Source organism: Prevotella melaninogenica, assembly GCF_003609775.1.
Taxonomy (GTDB): domain Bacteria; phylum Bacteroidota; class Bacteroidia; order Bacteroidales; family Bacteroidaceae; genus Prevotella; species Prevotella melaninogenica_A.
The window spans coordinates 1,015,508-1,034,737 of the sequence record NZ_AP018049.1; the positions used below are offsets into that span (position 1 = coordinate 1,015,508).

Genomic DNA, 19,230 nt, shown 5'->3' on the forward strand with positions numbered 1-19,230 from the left:
ATGATAAAATCTGTACCAGAAAAGCCTATAACAACCGCAAAGTTTTTGATAAACAAGCAATTACAAAAAGAAACAGCCACAAAGAAAAAAATGAGGAAAATACATTATTCTGTACTACTACATATAAAATCAAATCTCAATTATATAATAACAGATGTATAACAACTAATTATTATTTCTCATTTGACCACTAAAAAAACGACAAACATTATATATTAAGCTAACAAAATAGCCTCTACGAATAACCTTACAAGCGTCTATTCCAAATTATTTTCATGAAAAATAAATGATTTTCTTCATGAAAATAACTATTTTACTTCATTAAAAGAATATATCAGAAACAATATCTAACACGCAAAAACTATCAAAATCTTAGATAAAGAATATCTTATTAAACCTTTATATGCCTAACAAAGAATATTAACCCACTCTTTCTTGTTTCCTTCCAGAATAATTAACAACAACCTACCCCCCTCATCAACCATATATATAAAGTGTAAAACAAAAAACGAAGGGATTACTCTATAAGAATAATCCCTTCGTTTCTTTACTATTATAATCCTTTTTATATAGGAAGTATATACAACTTACTTAATAATACCCTGCGCTTTAAAAATCTTAGTCAACGCTTGAACACCACGTTCAACCTGCTCCTCTGTATGAGTAGCCATTAATGCAAAGCGCACCAAAGTATCCTGTGGAGCACATGCTGGAGGAATTACTGGGTTAATAAATACACCAGCCTCATACGCCAACTTAGTTACCACGAAAGTCTTTTCAATATCACGTACATAAAGAGGAATAATTGGACTCTCTGTATCGCCAATCTCAAAGCCCTCTTCTCTGAAACGCTTCAAAGCATAGTTAGTTACCTTCCACAACTGCTCCAAACGTTCTGGCTCCTGCTCAAGAATATGAAGTGCCTCCAACGCTGCTGCTGTTGCAGCTGGCGCATTACTTGCTGAGAAGATATATGTACGGCAAGTATGACGAAGATAGTTGATAGTATCTTTATCACCAGCAATAAAACCACCAATTGATGCCAAACTCTTAGAGAAAGTACCCATGATAAGGTCAACCTCGTCTGTCAAACCGAAATGATCACAAACACCTCTACCCTGACGTCCGAAAACACCTAAACCATGCGCCTCATCAACCATGATTGAGCAATTATACTTATGCTTCAACTCAACAATTGCTGGCAAATTAGCCAAGTCACCCTCCATAGAGAAGACGCCATCAACAACAATCAGCTTTACAGCCTCTTGAGGAAGTCTCTGGAGAACACGCTCCAAATCTTCCATATCATTGTGCTTATAGCGAAGTTGAGTTGCAAAACTCAAACGACGTCCATCAACGATACTTGCGTGATCACGGTCATCACAGATAACATAGTCACCACGTCCTACTACAACAGAGAGGACACCAGCATTTACAGAGAAACCTGTTGAAAAAACAAGCGCCTCATCCTTGCCTTCAAAAGCAGCAAGCTCTTTCTCCAACTGAACATGAAGATCGAGTGTACCATTTAAGAAACGACTTCCGGCACAACCTGAGCCATACTTTTCAAGAGCGAGCTGAGCAGCTTTAATTACACGTGGATCATTTGGCAAACCTGTGTAGGCATTAGAGCCAAACATAAGAATCTCGTTGCCATCAATATCTGTAACTTCTGTTCCTTGCTTACTTGTAATCTCACGGAAGTATGGATAAACACCAGCATCCATAAACTTCTGTGGCTCGCGGTAGCTTTTGTACTTGTCTTGTAACTGTCCCATTATTTTTTAATATGGTGTAGTCATTAAACTACTTAAATATTATTTTCAGGCTGCAAAGATACTAAATTAGAATGACAAAATGGTCTTTTTGATTAGAAAAGTGATTTTTAAACATTTTTACTCTCATATATCCACGACATAACCGATAAATATGTAACTTTGTGCAAATAAAAACCATACGCTGATTATTTGGCACAATGAATAAGAAAAAAATTGTTTTTATCCTAAACCCTATATCGGGTACTGTGAGTAAGGCTGGTATTCCTGACCTCATTGAAGAACGACTCGATAAAGATAAGTTTGACTATCGCATTGCAGAAACACAACATGCTGGTCACGCAACTGAACTTGCACGGGAAGCTGTGGAAGAAGGGGTAGATGTTGTCGTTGCCGTAGGCGGAGATGGTACTGTTAATGAGGTTGGAAGGTCACTTATCAATACTAAGTCAGCAATGGGCATACTCCCTTGTGGCTCTGGAAATGGACTTGCAAGGCATCTAAACCTACCGATGAACCTAAAGAAATGCGTTGACATTTTAAACTACTATGATGTTAAATCGCTTGACTATGGTATCATCAACGATCACCCTTTCTTCTGTACTTGTGGAATGGGTTTCGATGCTTTCATTTCTATGAAATTTGCAGAGGCAGGGAAACGTGGACCTATCACTTATATGCAGAAAGTTCTTGAAGAAGGATTAAGCTATGAGCCAGAAACCTACGTCATAGAAGATAAGGATGGTACACATCGTTATAAAGCTTTCCTCGTATCAGCAGCCAATGCCTCACAATATGGTAACAATGCATATATCGCTCCACAAGCATCTATGAGTGATGGCTTGTTGGATATTATCATCATGGAACCATTTGACCTCATTGAAGCCCCACAGGTTGCGATTGAACTTTTCAACAAGACCTTGGATAAGAATCTAAAAATTAAGACTTTCAGAGCCAAGCATATTCATATACACCGCAAGAAGGAGGGCGTTATCCATTACGATGGTGACCCTATTACATCTGGTGCTGATGTAGACATCTCTGTTGTACCAAAGGGAATTAACATTATTGTAAACCCTAAGGGAGGAAAAGATTGCAGACAACCAAATATGTTGCAAACTGCCTTTTCTGAAATATTCTACAACATTGACTTGATGAGACAAGACCTTACCAAACAAAGTAGAAAGGTGCAGGCTATCAATAAAAATATACTGCGCAAACTGAATATATAAACTCCCAACCCAGACGAATGAGCTTTACTTTCAAGCAATTTCACATCACTGACGATCACACGGCCATGAAGGTCGGGACAGATGGCGTATTGCTTGGAGCCTGGGCAAAAGGCGGGCTAAAAATCCTTGACATAGGAACAGGTACGGGACTCATTGCCCTTATGATGGCGCAACGCTTTCCATCAGCCCAAATTGATGCTATTGAGATCGACAAGGGCGCGCTTGAAGATGCACGTTTTAATGTTTCACAGTCTCCATTTAATGATAGAATAAATATTCTCAATATTTCCTTACAAGATTATACTCCATGCAGTGTAATCCAAGAGGAAGGTATTTACGATGCAATTGTATGCAACCCACCTTACTTTATTAATTCATTAAAAAATCCTTTACAACAAAGAACAACTGCAAGACATACAGACTCCCTCTCTCACCAAGAGCTTATCTATCATTCTAAAAGACTTCTTAAACCCAACGGAAGCCTATCCATTATTATCCCTTCTAACAACAAAGATATACTTGAAGCAGAAGCTATATTTAACGGATTATCAATACTAAAAATAACAAACATTAAAACAAAATCTTCAAAACCAGCTAAACGCTGCTTAATAGAGTTCGGGAAGGATATTACCACAGAATGTAAGATAGAAGAACAAGTACTAAACGACGATATGGGAGCACGCACAATGTGGTATAAAAATCTTACACAAGCATTCTATATTAAGTAAGTAAGATGGCGACAAAGTACAAGGCAAAAATTAACTTTCAGTAAAGAAACGTATTTGAAGACATTACTATCCAAAAACACATTAACAGATAAGTAAGAAATTAAGTGTTTACTGTAGCTTATTACATTTACAATAATAAGCTTACTCACTAACTTTTATTAGGCTAAAGAGGCTCAGCACACATGGTGCGGAGGCCTAACACCAATGGTGCGAAGCATCAACACCAAATGTGCGGAGTATAAATACCCTACTATTTGTTACCTATTTCTTACGCAGATAACCCCACCTTTTTACAAGATAACTAATTAAAGCACAATTATTCTTTTAGTCTTTCGGTTTTATTTTGTAACTTTGCAAGCTAAAAGTAGGTATAAAAGAACTTTATGAAACAAAATAGCTCTATACAAATGATTACTGATTACGAAGGTGACATGCCAAACTTGGACGTACAAGTTGATGGCGAAATCCCAATTTTCGTAACCCGTAACCTCGTTATGTTCCCAGGAATTCTCTCTCCTATCCTCGTTGGTAGAAAGCCAACGCTGGCTCTTGTAAAGCACTTGGAGGAGAATCCGAACACTATAATAGCGATTGTAAGTCAGAAAGATAGCAACATTAATGACCCACAGATAGATGACGTCTATACGACAGGTATCTATGCACGTTTCGTTCGTGCCTTTGATATGCCTGGCAATTACGAGGGTAACAACCGCACGGTCATCTTGCAGGGACTTGGCAAGTGTAAGATAAAGGAAATCACAGCTGTAGAACCCTACATGAAGGGATACACCGTTGCATTACCAGAAGAAGCTGAACCAAAGAGAGACAAGGAATTCTCTACGGCTGTTGAGGATATGAAGATGGTTGCAAAGGAGTATATCCATGGTAGCGATGACATCCCAGATGACACACAGTTTGCACTCGACAATATCAATAATCCTGTTGTCGCAGTGAATTATGTGTGCTCAACCATGCCATTCCCTGTAACAGACAAGATTCAGATGTTAGAAGAAAGTTCTATCAAGGATCGTCTGTTTACCTTGATGAAGGTGCTGAATCGTGAAATTCAGTTCCAGCATCTCCGCCAGGACATACGTTCAAAAACACGTGAGGATCTTGATGAGCAGCAGCGTGAATACTTCCTACATCAGCAGATTAAAAACATTAAGGAAGAATTGGGTGATGGCGATTCTGCACCTGATAAGAAAGAACTACTTGAAAAGGCTAAGAACAAGAAGTGGTCAGAAGATATTGCTAAGATATTCCAAAAGGAATTGGATAAGCTCGAAACCCTAAACCCACAAAGTCCTGATTATAGCGTGCAGGTGAATTACCTGCAAACGATGGTCAGCCTACCATGGAATGAATATACCAAAGACGACCTTGACTTGAAACGTGCAAAGCGTATTCTTGACAAGGATCACTATGGTATGGAGAAGGTGAAGGAACGTATCCTTGAATATATTGCAGTCCTTCAGTTGCGTGGCAATTTGAAGTCGCCTATCCTCTGCCTTTATGGTCCTCCGGGTGTTGGTAAGACCAGTTTGGGTAAGAGTATTGCTGAAGCAATGAAGCGCAAATACGTGCGTATGTCTCTCGGTGGTCTCCATGACGAATCAGAAATCAGAGGACATCGTAAGACTTACATTGGTGCTATGCCTGGACGCATCATCAAGAATATTCAGAAGGCAGGTTCATCAAATCCTGTATTCATTCTTGACGAGATTGATAAGGTTACTCAGAACACTGTTAATGGCGACCCTTCATCAGCCTTATTGGAGGTACTTGACCCTGAGCAGAACAACGCTTTCCATGATAATTATCTGGATATGGACTATGACTTGTCAAAGGTATTGTTCATAGCTACAGCAAACGACCTTAATACAATCCCACGTCCACTACTCGACCGTATGGAACTTATTGAGGTTTCAGGTTACATCACGGAAGAAAAGGTTGAGATAGCAAAGCGCCACCTCGTACCAAAAGAACTCGAAAATACGGGTTTAGACCAGTTAGAAGAGAAACCAAAGTTTGCCAAGGCAACGTTGGAGAAGATTATTGAAAGCTATACTCGTGAAAGTGGTGTGCGTCAACTTGAGAAGCAAATCAACAAGGCTATGCGCAAGTTGGCTTTCAAGCAGGCTATGGACAAGCAACTTCCTTATACGAAGATTACTCCAGATAAACTGGAAGACTTGTTAGGTAAGCCTCCATTCACACGTGATATCTATCAGGGCAACAAATATGCTGGTGTGGTAACAGGTCTTGCATGGACCAGTGTTGGTGGTGAGATTCTCTTTATTGAAACCTCTCTTTCTAAGGGTAAAGCGGGTAAGTTAACACTGACCGGTAACCTTGGTGACGTCATGAAAGAGTCTGCTGTCATTGCATTAGAATATGTTAAGGCACATATCAGCGCATTGAACGTAGATTATCGTATCTTTGAACAGTGGAACATCCATATCCACGTACCAGAAGGAGCAACTCCAAAGGATGGTCCTTCTGCTGGTATAACGATTGCAACGAGTATTGCTTCAGCCCTCACACAGCGTAAGGTGCGTAAGAACACTGCTATGACGGGCGAGATAACCCTTCGTGGTAAGGTTCTCCCCGTGGGTGGTATCAAGGAGAAGATACTTGCTGCGAAACGTGCAGGAATTACTGATATCGTAATGTGTTCAGAGAATAAAAAGGACGTAGAAGAAATCCCAGAGGTTTACCGTAAGGGACTTCAATTCCACTTCGTTGAGAACATTCAGCAGGTATGGGACTTTGCTTTGACCGATGAAAAGGTTGAGCACCCTGTAGACTTTACTATTGTTGAAGAAAAGAAGGAGGAAACAAAATAATGACATTTGAACTTCAGCATACAGACAACGCCAGTGATGCCCGCACAGGTATCATCACAACCGACCATGGACAGATAAAGACTCCTATCTTTATGCCTGTTGGTACTGTCGGTTCTGTTAAGGGTGTACACTTTGAGGAGTTGCGAAAACAGGTCAAGGCTCAGATTATCTTGGGTAATACTTATCACCTTTACCTGCGTCCGGGACTTGATATCATCAAGGCTGCAGGTGGCCTGCATGGTTTCAATGGTTGGGATCGTCCAATCCTGACAGACTCTGGTGGTTTCCAAGTTTTCTCATTGACAGGTATTCGTAAACTGTCAGAAGAGGGCTGTGAGTTCAGAAGTCACATTGATGGTTCTAAGCATATCTTCACACCAGAGAACGTTATGGACACCGAGAGAATCATTGGTGCCGATATAATGATGGCTTTCGATGAATGTCCTCCAGGACAGAGTGATTACCAATATGCCAAAAAGAGTTTGGAAATGACACAGCGTTGGCTTGACCGTTGTATCAAACGATTCAACGAAACAGAGCCACTCTATGGTCATAACCAGAGTCTCTTCCCTATCGTTCAGGGCTGTACATACAAGGACCTGCGACGTGAAGCGGCAAAGTTTGTGGCTGATAAGGGTGCAGATGGTAATGCCATCGGCGGTTTGGCAGTAGGTGAACCAACAGAGGTGATGTATGAGATGATTGAGGTTGTCAATGAGATTCTTCCAAAAGACAAGCCTCGTTACCTGATGGGAGTTGGTACACCACAGAACATTCTGGAAGCTATTGAGCGCGGTGTGGATATGTTCGACTGTGTTATGCCTACCCGTAATGGTCGTAATGCAATGCTCTTCACCTACAATGGTACGATGAACATGAAGAATAAGAAGTGGGAAAACGATTTCTCACCGATTGATCCAGATGGCTGTGATATTGATGTTGTCACAAGTAAGGCCTATCTCCATCATCTCTTCAAAGCAGGAGAATTGCTCGCAATGCAGATTGCCAGCATCCATAACCTTGCGTTCTATCTCCGTCTCGTAACGGATGCACGTACACATATTGAGCAGGGTGACTTCGTACAGTGGAAAGCCTCTGTCATTGAACAGTTAGGAAGAAGAATTTAAGAAGAAACCAAATGAGTAAGGTTAAAGAGATTGTTGATAAAGTTAAGAAACTGATTAACCATTTCGGGCAACGTGTTTTTGCACGCTTTCCTGTCTTAAAGAAGGTAGGACATCTACTTCAGATGCTCTCTCCTTCCCGTTATATCGGTATTCTGGACTGGTACATCATTAAGAAGTTCATAGGTACATACATCTACGCTATCTTATTGATTATCTCTATTGCTATTGTGTTCGACTTCAATGAGAACCTCTCTAAGTTCACACAATATCATGCCCCATGGCGAGCAATCATCTTTGATTACTACGCCAACTTCGTCCCTTACTATTCCAATCTCTTCTCACCACTATTCGTATTCATTGCAGTAATCTTCTTTACTTCTAAACTGGCGGGTAATTCTGAGATTATATCAATGATGGCAGCAGGCATGTCTATCAGACGACTGATGCGCCCTTACATGATATCATGTATTCTCATTGCTGGCTTAACATTCTATCTTAACAGCTTTGTGATACCTCATGGGACTGTTATTCGCCAAAACTTTGAGTCTCTCTATCGTAATTCTAAAAAGAACACATCGGCAGAGAACGTACAACTGTTTGTTGCAAAGAATACTACCGCTTATATTCAGCATTACGACGACCAGTATAAACGGGGCTATGGATTCTCACTTGTAAAGACTAAAAACAAGAAGATTGTCAGCCACATGACTGCAATGGAGATTCAGTATGATACGGTTGCAGACACAAAGTATCATTGGAAGGTAAGTAACTGGAAGATACGTACACTCAAAGGATTAAAGGAGCATATCCAAAGTGGAGCCTCTAAGGACACCGTTCTACTCATGGAACCAACTGATCTTGTCTACTCTAAAGGTCAACAGGAGACCTTTACATCCCCAGAGCTATTGGACTATATCTCCAAGCAGACCAGCCGTGGTTCTGGTAATGTGGTACAGTATGAAGTTGAGTTCCACAAACGAATAGCGATGTCGTTCTCGTCTTTCATCCTAACTATCATTGGTCTCTCCCTCTCTTCTCGCAAGCGAAAAGGTGGAATGGGACTTTATCTTGGAATCGGTTTAGCATTGAGTTTCGGCTATATCATGCTCCAGACCGTTTCAGCAACCTTTGCTATTCAGGCTGACACACCGCCTATATTGGCAGCATGGATACCAAACATTATCTTTGCTATCATCGCCTACTTCTGCTATAGACATGCACCAAGTTAATAAGGCGAATAAAACAAAAGTAAAAACTACCCTCATTGAAGAAGGGCAAAACAGTAAAATATGTATTTTGAAGATTTAGATTTAAACGATAACGTACTTGACGCACTATATGACATGCGTTTTGATGAATGTACTCCAGTTCAGGAGAAGTGCATTCCCGAAATATTAAAAGGACACGATGTATTAGGTGTTGCCCAGACTGGAACGGGTAAAACAGCGGCTTACCTCCTTCCAGTTCTTTCTAAGTTAGCTGATGGCGGCTATCCAGAATCAGCAATTAATTGTGTCATCATGTCGCCTACACGCGAGTTAGCACAGCAGATTGACCAAGGTATGCAGGGCTTTGCCTACTATCTTGATGGTGTATCTTGTGTTGCTGTCTATGGCGGTAATGATGGTAATAGATATGACCAAGAGTTGAAGAGTCTCGCACTCGGAGCTGATGTTGTGATTGCAACACCAGGCCGCTTTATATCACATATCTCGCTCGGAAACGTAGACTTGTCGAAGGTAAGCATCTTTATCCTCGACGAAGCTGACCGTATGCTCGACATGGGTTTTGCTGATGACATTATGACTATTGCAAAGAAATTGCCTGCAACTTGTCAGACAATTATGTTCTCTGCTACAATGCCTGCAAAAATTGAAGAACTTGCGAAGACATTGCTAAAGAATCCTGTTGAGATTAAACTCGCTGTAAGTAAACCAGCAGAGAAGATTCAGCAGACAGCATACGTATGCTATGAAACCCAGAAGATGGGTATAATCAAGGATATCTTCAAGGCTGGAGATCTCAAGCGTGTCATTATCTTCTCTGGTTCAAAACAGAAGGTAAAGCAGATTGCAGCATCGCTTAATCGTATGCACATCAACTGTGGTGAGATGCATTCTGACCTTGATCAAGAACAGCGTAACGATGTTATGTTCAAGTTCAAGAGCGGCCAAATTGACGTATTGGTTGCAACTGATATCGTTTCACGCGGTATTGATATCGACGATATTGCAATGGTCATCAACTATGATGTTCCTCACGATGCTGAGGATTACGTACACCGCATCGGTCGTACAGCACGTGCTGACCGTGACGGAAAGGCGATTACCTTTGTAAACGAAGATGATATTTACTTCTTCCAGCAGATTGAAACGTTCTTAGAGAAGGAGATTGAGAAGGCGCAACTACCTGCAGAACTTGGCGAAGGTCCTGAATACAAGAGCAACGGAAAACCTAAGAAGGGGGGCAATAGTGCGAAGAGCCGTCGCCGTAAGGATCGTGACCATCAGAGTCATAAGGACAAGAAACAAGGAAACAATAAGCAGCGCAACAGACGTCCTGCACCGCAGACACAGAACAACGCTGACGAGAACAACGCTAAACCACAGGAGCGTAAGACTGGAAACAAACAGAACCATAGACCTCAAAAGCAGCAAGATAACAATCCTGCAGCAACTGAGGGTAAACCAGTAAACAAGAAGAATAATCGTCAGAATAAGGGTAAGCAGCAGGAGCGTCAGCCAAAAGCAGACAACGAGAAGCGCAATGACAGAAAACCTGCTAACAATAAAGGTAATGCTGAGAACACTGCCAACCAGCAGAATAAAAAATCAAACAACAAGCGTAAGAAGCGTAACAACCGCCAGCGTACACCAGAAGACAAGTCTGTAAGAAGGAGTACGAAATATGATATTCGCGAGGAGTTGCCATCAACATCCAACAACGAATCAGGCTTGAAGGCTCTTATTAAAAAACCTCTGAAGTGGCTTCGTGGACTCGGTAAGAAATAAAGTGAGTATGTTTACACATTATTGTATAATGCCCATAATCCCAAACAAGGATTATGGGCATTGTTATATCGCTATCAAACCTTTATAGTATTATACGCATAAAACATAGTTTTTACTCATATCAGTTTATTAAACCTAAACAGATTGTATGCTATTATCGAATAGCGTGTTTGTTTTTGCAACAAAGACGTTGCACACTATTTCGAGTTACATAACCTGCCAAGAACTCTATTTATCTACGAAATTAATAAAAGAAGAAGTCTTCAAACGCTCAAAAAGGAATACCCTTCTTCATTACTAAGCCTTATTAATCAATATATCAGGAGCCCCATGCGACAGATTATGTGGCTAAAGAAAATAGTAATACTCCTCCGCACCATTAGTGCTTACCCTCCGCACAACATGTGCGGAGCGTTCGCACATAATGTACTAAACATTAAAATGTATGGAGAAGATTTGTAAAAATGAAAAAAGCAACCTCACTTAAAATATTAAATAAGTCAAACAGACTTATCCGACTTGTAATGTAGTAATTATACGTTGAAGATAAGAAACTGTAGCAAAGAGGCTTTTATCAAGATTAATTTTCCTGTCACTACTGTCATCATCTATGTATAGATAACTATTTAGTTTACAAACACTTGTACGAAATGTTAAAAGTGACAGCAACATGAATTATAAAAAATAGTGTAAAAAGATAAGATCTTTACGTATATGTAACACCAATAATACGTTCTTCATGCTACAAAAGGAAAACAGGTAATCTACTAAAGTAGATAGAGAGTAGTTAATGACTTATTTACACCATAATCAAATATTTTGCAACAAAAAGATAGTTATCCAAGCAAAAATCGCTATCTTTGCAACATAAACAAGCGTAATTATAAAAACAAAACATTTCAGGGTAAATAATAAAAACAACTATTTATGAAAGCAACAGAAGTCGTAGAGAGATTAAAGCAGCGTTTTCCAAATGAGCCAGAGTATATTCAGGCTGTTTCGCAGGTATTAGACACTATTGAAGATGAGTACAACCGACACCCAGGTTTCGATCAGGCTAATCTCATTGAGCGACTCTGTGTACCAGACAGAATCATAAAGTTCCGTGTAAACTGGGTTGATGACAAGGGAAATGTACAAACCAATATGGGTTTCCGCGTACAGCATAACAATACTATTGGTCCTTATAAGGGTGGACTCCGCTTTCATGCATCAGTAAACGAGTCTATCTTGAAGTTCCTTGCTTTTGAGCAGACATTCAAAAACTCACTGACAACACTCCCAATGGGTGGTGCTAAGGGTGGTTCAGACTTCTCTCCTCGAGGCAAGTCAAATGCTGAGGTAATGCGTTTCTGTCAGGCTTTCATGAGAGAATTGTGGAATTACATTGGTCCTGATTGTGACGTTCCTGCTGGTGACATCGGTGTTGGTGGACGTGAAGTTGGCTATATGTTTGGACAATACAAGAAACTGACAAACCAGTTTGTAGGAATCCTTACAGGTAAAGGTCAGGAGTTCGGTGGTTCGCTCATCCGTCCAGAAGCAACGGGATATGGTAATGTATACTTCTTGCAGAACATGCTTAAGACTCGTAACATTGACCTCAAAGGTAAGACCGTGCTCGTTTCTGGCTCTGGTAATGTAGCGCAGTACACGATTGAGAAACTTCTTGAATTAGGTGCAAAACCTCTGACTTGTTCTGATTCTGATGGCTATATCTACGACCCAGATGGTATAGACGAGGAGAAACTCGCCTATATCATGGAACTCAAGAATATTGAGCGTGGGCGTATTCGCGAGTATGCAGAGAAGTATAACGTGAAGTATGTTGCGGGAGGAAGACCATGGTCTGAGAAGGCTGACATCGCAACTCCATGTGCCACACAGAACGAAATAAACGGAGAAGCAGCTGCTGAACTCGTAAAGAATGGTGTCATTGCCGTGACAGAAGGTGCTAATATGCCTTCTACCCCAGAGGCTGTAAAGATATTCCAAGAAGCAAAGGTACTCTATTGTCCAGGTAAAGCAAGCAACGCTGGTGGTGTAGCAGTATCAGGACTTGAGATGAGTCAAAACTCTGGACGCTTGAAGTGGAGCCGTGAAGAGGTTGATGAGAAGCTTCATCAGATTATGGATGACATCCATGCAAACTGCGTAAAGTATGGTACCGAGGCAGATGGATACATCAATTATGTAAAGGGTGCTAATGTTGCAGGCTTCATCAAGGTGGCAAAAGCAATGATGGCGCAAGGTGTTATTTAACCCTACCCTACTTATTATTATCTGAAAATAAAAGACAGGAGCACACAGCTTAAACCATTATAAAGGGTTTAGCTTGTGTGCTCCTGATATTCTTGCAATAATATACATTAATAAAGCTACGTATCTGAAAAACAAAGACTATTATCAAACGATTTTTATATCTACGCTAAAATACACTCTTCTACATCTCAAATTAACCCACAAAAGAGACTTTGAAAGACACGAAAACATAACAAAACAAGTTCGTTTATTTCCGTATAATTTAGTACTTTTGCAGCTGAATTAAAAATAAAGTTATGAAACTTTCAACAATATTACTTTCCATCATGTTAGGACTCAGTTCTTCAACTATGGCACAACAGAAAGATATTACCATCAAACTTATCGAAACAACTGATGTGCATGGTTCTTTCTTTCCATACGATTTTATCACTCGAAAGCCTAAGAGTGGTTCTATGGCAAGAGTCTATACATTAGTAGAAGAGCTGCGTAAGAAGGATGGGAAAGACAATGTCTATTTATTGGATAATGGTGATATCCTACAAGGTCAGCCTATCTCCTACTACTATAATTACGTCGCACCAGAGAAGACTAACATCGCTGCAAGCGTGCTTAATTATATGGGGTACGATGTTGCAACGGTTGGAAACCACGATATTGAGACAGGACACGAAGTATATGACAAGTGGTTTAAGGAACTTAACTTCCCTATTCTTGGTGCAAACATTATCGACACAAAGACCAATAAACCTTATATTCTACCTTATTATACTATCAAGAAAAAGAATGGTATAAAGGTATGTGTCATAGGTATGTTGACTCCAGCTATACCTAACTGGTTGAAAGAGAGCATTTGGAGTGGTCTACGCTTTGAAGAAATGGTCTCTTGTGCCAAGCGAACTATGGCAGAAGTGAAGACGATAGAAAAGCCAGACGTTATTGTTGGTTTGTTCCATTCTGGCTGGGATGGCGGTATAAAGACTGCAGACTATGATGAAGATGCATCTAAGAAAGTAGCCCAAGAAGTACCAGGTTTTGATGTTGTTTTCTTCGGTCATGACCACACTCCACATAGTTCTATCGAAAAGAATAGTATAGGTAAAGACGTCATTTGTCTGGACCCAGCTAACAATGCACAACGGGTAGCGATAGCAACATTGACTCTTAGACCTAAGACTATCAAAGGGAAACGTCAATATACTGTGACGAAAGCAACTGGAGAACTCGTTGACGTGAAGGATCTCAAGGCTAACGAAGCTTTTATTCAACATTTCCAACCAGAGATTGATGCTGTAAAAACATGGAGCGAGCAGGTAATCGGAAGATTTGAAAATACTATCTATTCAAAAGATAGTTACTTCGGCAACTCTGCTTTCAACGACCTTATCCTCAACTTGGAGTTGGAGATTACTAAGGCAGATATTGCTTTCAATGCACCTTTATTATTCAACGCATCTATCGAGGCTGGTCCTATCACAGTTGCTGATATGTTCAATCTTTATAAGTATGAGAACAATCTATGTACCATGCGTCTGACTGGTAAAGAGATTCGTAAGCATCTTGAGATGAGTTATGATCTGTGGTGTAACACGATGAAAAGTCCTGAAGACCATCTACTTTTGCTCTCTAATACACAGAATGATGCACAACGTTTGGGTTTTAAGAACTTCTCATTCAACTTCGATTCTGCAGCAGGCATAGATTATGAAGTGGATGTCACAAAGCCTAATGGTGAAAAGGTTCGTATCCTTCGCATGAGTAATGGAGAACCATTTGATGAGAATAAGTGGTACACAGTAGCAGTTAATAGCTATCGTGCTAATGGTGGTGGCGAGTTATTAACCAAGGGTGCTGGAATCCCACGTGACTCTTTGAAGAGTCGAATCATTTGGGAGAGTCCTAAGGATCAGCGCCATTATCTAATGGAAGAAATAAAGAAAGCTGGTGTCATGAATCCACAGCCAAACCACAACTGGAAATTTGTTCCAGAAGCATGGACCGTTCCTGCCGCTGCACGTGACCGCAAACTTCTTTTTGGAGAATAAACAAGAAAGAAGTAGTTGTTACTTTAAAAGAACTAACACAATTAAAGGTTAGAGTTCAAGATTAAAAGAATTAGGCAAAGTATTAAAGCTGAGACTGATGAAGAAGTTCTGGTTTGTTTTCTGCAAAACAGATATCATGCTTAAGAAAGAGAGTGAACATTATACCATTCCACTTTCTGAAGAGCCCCCAGTAGCACTACATCCCTGGACACATGTACTGAATGTTACTCCTATGGAGGATGGTACAGAGGTCAAGACGGTCATGATAGATCAACCAATTACAGACAATCCTCAGTATGAGATGTGTGGCTTACGTCCATCCTTCTACTACCTTTCCAAGGAACTTTATCTCAAAGCTGGTAAGTGTCACGAACTACTTTACTGGGATAATAACACTAAGTTCTGTGGCGTTTGTGGTGCTCCGATGAAGATGCACACGGATATCTCAAAACGTTGTACGAACTGTGGGAAAGAGGTTTGGCCACAATTGGCAACAGCAGTTATCGTCCTTGTACACCGAGGGGATGAAGTTCTTTTGGTTCATGCACGTAACTTCAAGACCGACTTCTATGGACTTGTAGCAGGCTTTGTAGAAACAGGTGAGACACTCGAAGAAGCTGTACACCGTGAAGTAGAAGAAGAAACTGGTATTAAAATAAAAAACATTCGCTACTTTGGTTCACAACCTTGGCCCTACCCTTGCGGCCTGATGATAGGCTTCAATGCTGATTATGCAAGTGGAGATCTTCATTTACAGCGCAGTGAAATATCAAAAGGAGCTTGGTTTACGAAAGACAACCTACCAACCATTCCTGAGCCTTTATCAATAGCACGAATGATTCTTGACGATTGGATAAATAAAAAATCAATATAAACTAAAGAGTATTTAAACCTTAAAACAATGATGACTTTCTTAGAAAAAGCCCTCGGATTTGATCCCAAATCTATGAAACTCCGCACGGAAATTATTGCTGGAGCAACAACATTCTTAACAATGAGCTATATCTTAGCTGTCAACCCAAGTATTCTTGCAAGTACTGGTATGGACAAGGGAGCACTCTTCACCGGTACAGCACTTGCTTCTGCTATTGCCACATTACTGTTGGCATTTATGGCAAAGCTTCCCTTTGCACAGGCACCATCTATGGGTCTTAACGCCTTTTTTGCTTATACGCTCTGTGTATCATTGGGATTCACATGGCAGCAGTCACTTGCTATCATGCTCATTGAGGGTGTTTTCTTTATCGCAATTACATTTTTCAACGTGCGAGAGATGATTCTCAATGCCATCCCAACTAATCTACGCTATGCCATATCGGCAGGTATCGGTATGTTCATTGCCTTTATCGGCCTAAAGAATGCTAATATTATCGTTGACAACCAAGCTACTCTCGTTGGTCTTGGAGCCTTCACTCCTACCTGTATTCTTGGTATTATCGCTATTTTGATTAGTGGTGCACTCATGGCAAGAAACGTTAAAGGATCTCTATTCTGGGGTATTATCATCACAACACTCATTGGTATTCCAATGGGAGTAACAGTTTTTCCAGACAATTGGATACCAGTATCTGCCCCACAAGATATCAGTCCTATCTTCTGTAAGTTTGATTTCTCATCCTTGATGAACCTCAAAACCATATTGGTAGTCTTCTCACTGCTCTTGATTAACATCTTTGACACTATCGGTACACTGATGGGCTTAGCTGACAAGACAGGTATCGTTAAGCCAAATGGCGACATTCCTCACGTTAAAGAAGCTATGATGAGTGATGCTATTGGTACAACTTGTGGTGCTATGTTGGGTAGCTCAACACTGACAACATACGTTGAGAGTGCCAGTGGTATTGCAGAAGGTGGTCGTTCTGGTGTAACAGCATTTACAGTAGGTATCTTCTTCATCATCGCCCTCTTCCTCTCTCCTATCTTCCTGCTCATCCCAAGTGCAGCAACAAGTGGAGCTTTGGTTATGGTAGGCGTACTGATGATAGACTCTGTGAAGAAAATCGACCTTCAGGATATCACAGAATCATTCCCAGCCTTCATCACAATGATTACAATGGTACTTTGCTACTCTATTGCTGATGGTATCTGTTTGGGAATCCTCGCTTATGTATTCATGAAGACTTTCACACGCCAGTGGAAAGATTTAAACTGGACACTGATAGTACTGGCAGTACTCTTTGTCTTGAACTTTATTAAGAGCTAAAATAAAATATATTATTTAACAAGCATCTCCCTATGAGACATAAAGTTACTCATAGGGAGTTTTTATTTAACTCACCATAAAATATCAACTCTAAAAGAACATTTCTTTGTCATATAAAGAAAAAGAAGAAAAAACCTTGATAAAGTTTGCACAGTTAAAATAAAATGACTACTTTTGCAACCGCTTACGAAAAGTAAGGGCGTTTAGCTCAGCTGGTTTAGAGCATCTGCCTTACAAGCAGAGGGTCGGCGGTTCGAATCCGTCAACGCCCACCACCTTGGGTAGTTTCCAGAGTGGCCAAATGGGGCAGACTGTAAATCTGCTGCTTCTAGCTTCGGTGGTTCGAATCCATCACTACCCACAAAAGAGTTGTAATCAGATGATTGCAACTCTTTTGCTTTTTATATCCACTAACATTTAATAAACGGGGGAGTCCTAAACTGGCTCAGTAGAAAACCCAGACAAAGCATCTCCATGTACATTGTTTTTAACAGACAAAATACTTATTTCCTTTGCAGAAATTCAACTATAATACTATAAGTAGTTTTAGTTTTATGTTACTGTCACTTTTAACATTTCTCATAAACATACTATAAATAAGGTAGTTATAAACACCTCTCGAATGAAAGCAGTGACAGGAAATTTTATTTTAAAGAAATTAAATTATTATAGTAAACAAAATATAAACACAAAGTTAACAAGCAAAATGTTTACAAAAATCTGCATATTCCAAAATATGGTGTGATAAGCTAAAGCTATTACATAATAAGGCACACAGAGAAGCAGAGAGGACGAAGCTTAAAGTAACAGTGGAGAAGACGATAACACAAAGAGCAACAGTGGTTTTCCACACAGATTAAAATGACTTATAAATATTGTTAGAGCTAAGCCATTTTATTGTGATTTTAAGAGAGATACACCTCACTTTACCAAAAATAATATCGTATGAAGTTTTACAATCTCTAAGCGAATGCGCTATTACCAATTACAAAGAGGTGCCGCAGTGAGAGAATATGCTAATTAAGTTTTAGCAGATAAAATCCATATTATTATCCTGCTCAGACAGATAGATTTACTTGTTTGTATGGGAAAAATTGTGTAAATTTGCACGATTATACATTTTTCAAGGTAACATCAAACGAACTATTAGAATGAAACAATATAAATTTAGAATATTTGGTGTGCTGCTGTCTATGTTTCTATCTTCTATAACATGGGCACAGAATTGCCAACCTTCAGGTAAATATACCGATGCAAATGGTGAGACCAACACAATTGCAGCAGGTGATACTTATGTTGGATCGGCTCCTTTGACGATTGCGTTTTCAGCTAATCCACCTACAATAAAGGATGCTGCCACAAATTACGAATGGCATTTCTTCAATCAACAGAATCCTCGCTCGGCTTTTCTTATCCGTTATGATGAGAACACCGAATATACCTTCACAGAGGCTGGAACGACGAGAGTGGTACTTTATGAAATACTGAATGGTGACACCACACGCTACAATGCTATCAGTTTCTCCATCAGTGAGAGTAGTCTACAAATGCCTAATGCCTTCTCACCGAATGGAGATGGTATCAATGATGTCTATCGTGCAAAGCCTGGATATAAGAGTATTGTAGAGTTTAAAGCAATCATCTTTAACCGTTGGGGACAAAAGATATACGAATGGAATGACCCTGCTGGTGGTTGGGATGGCAAGTATAAAGGCAAAGATGTTGCTCAAGGAACTTACTTTGTCAATGTAACCGCTAAAGGAGCTGACGGCAAAGAGTTCCGCATTCGACGAGATGTCAACCTACTCAGAGGTTACACACAGTCGACAAGGTGATGCTAAGTGGGTGATGGGTGATGAATGATAGGTGGTAATGAATTGTGATTTACATCATTTCTTACCATCAAGAAAACCATTGACACGGAGGAAATCCTCAACACTAAACATTCAACACCAAACACCCAACCCCTATCAATCAACAATTCATAAACACCCA

The 19,230-nt window shown here is 40.1% G+C and carries 12 protein-coding genes and 2 tRNA genes; 13 read left to right on the forward strand and 1 reads right to left on the reverse strand.

The annotated features are described in order from the left end of the window. Nucleotides 1–587 precede the first annotated feature (587 nt). Entirely contained in the window at nt 588–1,778 is a 1,191-nt protein-coding gene (gene spt, locus PMEL_RS04175) for a serine palmitoyltransferase (protein WP_120174100.1), read from the reverse strand. Nucleotides 1,779–1,975: 197 nt separating this feature from the next. On the opposite strand from spt, the gene PMEL_RS04180 reads away from it, so the two are divergent. From PMEL_RS04180 to PMEL_RS04240, 13 genes are all read left to right on the forward strand, one after another. After that, nucleotides 1,976–3,007, forward strand: coding sequence for a diacylglycerol/lipid kinase family protein (locus tag PMEL_RS04180; RefSeq protein ID WP_120174101.1), 1,032 nt, complete (start codon nt 1,976–1,978; stop codon nt 3,005–3,007). Nucleotides 3,008–3,024: 17 nt separating this feature from the next. After that, nucleotides 3,025–3,735 (forward strand): tRNA1(Val) (adenine(37)-N6)-methyltransferase, encoded by a 711-nt coding sequence (locus tag PMEL_RS04185; protein WP_120174102.1) that lies wholly within the window; start codon nt 3,025–3,027, stop codon nt 3,733–3,735. A 383-nt stretch (nt 3,736–4,118) separates the two neighbouring features. Then, on the forward strand, nt 4,119–6,584 hold the full coding sequence (lon, locus tag PMEL_RS04190) for an endopeptidase La (protein WP_120174103.1): 2,466 nt from the start codon (nt 4,119–4,121) through the stop codon (nt 6,582–6,584). Next, the gene (tgt, locus tag PMEL_RS04195; RefSeq protein WP_120174104.1) at nt 6,584–7,711 is read left to right on the forward strand and encodes a tRNA guanosine(34) transglycosylase Tgt; all 1,128 of its coding nucleotides are present in this window, start codon (nt 6,584–6,586) and stop codon (nt 7,709–7,711) included. Before lon ends, tgt begins: the two co-directional genes overlap by 1 nt. An 11-nt stretch (nt 7,712–7,722) precedes the next feature. Continuing rightward, nucleotides 7,723–8,940 carry an LptF/LptG family permease gene (locus PMEL_RS04200; protein ID WP_120174105.1) on the forward strand — a complete coding sequence of 406 codons (1,218 nt, stop codon included), beginning with the start codon at nt 7,723–7,725 and terminating at the stop codon, nt 8,938–8,940. A gap of 60 nt (nt 8,941–9,000) precedes the next feature. Then, the gene (locus PMEL_RS04205; RefSeq protein ID WP_120174106.1) at nt 9,001–10,722 is read left to right on the forward strand and encodes a DEAD/DEAH box helicase; all 1,722 of its coding nucleotides are present in this window, start codon (nt 9,001–9,003) and stop codon (nt 10,720–10,722) included. Nucleotides 10,723–11,649: 927 nt separating this feature from the next. Then, entirely contained in the window at nt 11,650–12,984 is a 1,335-nt protein-coding gene (locus tag PMEL_RS04210) for an NADP-specific glutamate dehydrogenase (RefSeq protein WP_120174107.1), read from the forward strand. 296 nt (nt 12,985–13,280) lie between these two features. Beyond that, on the forward strand, nt 13,281–15,029 hold the full coding sequence (locus PMEL_RS04215; protein ID WP_120174108.1) for a bifunctional metallophosphatase/5'-nucleotidase: 1,749 nt from the start codon (nt 13,281–13,283) through the stop codon (nt 15,027–15,029). Between the two features lie 97 nt (nt 15,030–15,126). Next, nucleotides 15,127–15,903, forward strand: coding sequence for an NAD(+) diphosphatase (gene nudC / locus PMEL_RS04220; RefSeq protein ID WP_120174109.1), 777 nt, complete (start codon nt 15,127–15,129; stop codon nt 15,901–15,903). A gap of 30 nt (nt 15,904–15,933) precedes the next feature. Continuing rightward, nucleotides 15,934–17,235 carry an NCS2 family permease gene (locus PMEL_RS04225; protein ID WP_120174630.1) on the forward strand — a complete coding sequence of 434 codons (1,302 nt, stop codon included), beginning with the start codon at nt 15,934–15,936 and terminating at the stop codon, nt 17,233–17,235. A gap of 197 nt (nt 17,236–17,432) precedes the next feature. Beyond that, a tRNA-Val gene (locus PMEL_RS04230) sits at nt 17,433–17,510 on the forward strand. Between the two features lie 4 nt (nt 17,511–17,514). After that, nucleotides 17,515–17,596, forward strand: a tRNA-Tyr gene (locus PMEL_RS04235). A gap of 790 nt (nt 17,597–18,386) precedes the next feature. Next, the gene (locus PMEL_RS04240; RefSeq protein ID WP_120174110.1) at nt 18,387–19,070 is read left to right on the forward strand and encodes a gliding motility-associated C-terminal domain-containing protein; all 684 of its coding nucleotides are present in this window, start codon (nt 18,387–18,389) and stop codon (nt 19,068–19,070) included. The last annotated feature ends 160 nt before the right edge of the window (nt 19,071–19,230 follow it).

Coding starts and splice junctions, on each gene's coding strand:
- spt (WP_120174100.1), bottom strand. CDS start 1,778: ATGGGACAGTTACAAGACAAGTACAAAAGCTACCGCGAGCCACAGAAG.
- PMEL_RS04180 (WP_120174101.1), top strand. CDS start 1,976: ATGAATAAGAAAAAAATTGTTTTTATCCTAAACCCTATATCGGGTACT.
- PMEL_RS04185 (WP_120174102.1), top strand. CDS start 3,025: ATGAGCTTTACTTTCAAGCAATTTCACATCACTGACGATCACACGGCC.
- lon (WP_120174103.1), top strand. CDS start 4,119: ATGAAACAAAATAGCTCTATACAAATGATTACTGATTACGAAGGTGAC.
- tgt (WP_120174104.1), top strand. CDS start 6,584: ATGACATTTGAACTTCAGCATACAGACAACGCCAGTGATGCCCGCACA.
- PMEL_RS04200 (WP_120174105.1), top strand. CDS start 7,723: ATGAGTAAGGTTAAAGAGATTGTTGATAAAGTTAAGAAACTGATTAAC.
- PMEL_RS04205 (WP_120174106.1), top strand. CDS start 9,001: ATGTATTTTGAAGATTTAGATTTAAACGATAACGTACTTGACGCACTA.
- PMEL_RS04210 (WP_120174107.1), top strand. CDS start 11,650: ATGAAAGCAACAGAAGTCGTAGAGAGATTAAAGCAGCGTTTTCCAAAT.
- PMEL_RS04215 (WP_120174108.1), top strand. CDS start 13,281: ATGAAACTTTCAACAATATTACTTTCCATCATGTTAGGACTCAGTTCT.
- nudC (WP_120174109.1), top strand. CDS start 15,127: ATGAAGAAGTTCTGGTTTGTTTTCTGCAAAACAGATATCATGCTTAAG.
- PMEL_RS04225 (WP_120174630.1), top strand. CDS start 15,934: ATGACTTTCTTAGAAAAAGCCCTCGGATTTGATCCCAAATCTATGAAA.
- PMEL_RS04240 (WP_120174110.1), top strand. CDS start 18,387: ATGAAACAATATAAATTTAGAATATTTGGTGTGCTGCTGTCTATGTTT.